1 protein-coding gene is annotated in these 614 nt (G+C 66.9%); it reads left to right on the top strand.

From position 1 onward, the window contains the following. The coding region (locus AC5WRT_RS39025; RefSeq protein WP_496101112.1) for a phosphoglucose isomerase-related protein at positions 1-614 on the top strand (614 nt) is incomplete at both ends.

The following is a 614-nucleotide window of genomic DNA, read 5'->3' as shown; positions in this document are numbered from 1 at the left end:
TTCGTGGCGCTGTCGACGAACGAGGAGAAGGTCACCGGGTTCGGCATCGACCCCGAGAACATGTTCGAGTTCTGGGACTGGGTCGGTGGCCGTTACTCGTACGACTCCGCGATCGGCCTGTCCCTGATGATCGCCATCGGCCCGGACCGCTTCCGGGAGATGCTCGACGGCTTCCGGCTGATGGACGACCACTTCCGCACCGCCCCCGCCGAGGCCAACGCACCGCTGCTCCTGGGGCTGTTGGGCGTCTGGTACGGCAACTTCCACGACGCCCAGTCGCACGCCGTACTGCCCTACAGCCACTACCTGTCGAAGTTCACCGCCTACCTCCAGCAGCTGGACATGGAGTCCAACGGCAAGTCGGTGCAGCGCGACGGCCGGCCGGTGGAGTGGCAGACCGGGCCGGTGGTGTGGGGCACGCCGGGCACCAACGGGCAGCACGCCTACTACCAGCTGATCCACCAGGGCACCAGGCTGATCCCGGCGGACTTCATCGGCTTCGCCCGTCCCGTCGGTGAGCTGGGCGCAGAACTCAGGGCGCAGCACGACCTGTTGATGGCCAACTTCTTCGCCCAGACCCAGGCCCTCGCCTTCGGCAAGAGTGCCGAGGAGGT

This window comes from Streptomyces sp. NTD91 (assembly GCF_059510455.1).
This window is presented reverse-complemented; position numbering and strand designations above follow the sequence as displayed.